We start from the raw sequence: 284 nt of genomic DNA on the forward strand, positions 1-284 counted from the left end.
TCTGCTTTTAAGTTCGCAATAGCTACTATGACCACACTCGGGGCAAATATAACCCTGTGGCCATCGCCAATGAAGCAGAGCGGCGCGACACTGCTCCTCGGTGCCGAAATGAGATAGAAACTCTTGCAAGCTGAGACCTTCCTGAAATTGTATCTTGTTCTTGGCCATGACACTCCCTCCTTGTTTAGGTTTGGGAGTATATTACCAGGGCAGGGGTATCACAGAGTGAGTACCCTCAAAAAAATTGTCAAAAAAAAATTGGCTGAGTCTTATGGGTAATCAAT

General features: G+C 45.4%; 1 protein-coding gene. It reads right to left on the reverse strand.

The features are described 5' to 3' along the window. Nucleotides 1–168 (reverse strand): transposase (locus tag ACYQ8U_RS23405; protein ID WP_459947952.1); only part of this gene is annotated, 168 nt, incomplete at its 3' end. Between the last annotated feature and the right edge of the window lie 116 nt (nucleotides 169–284).

The sequence above is a fragment of the Desulfocastanea catecholica genome, from assembly GCF_054657295.1.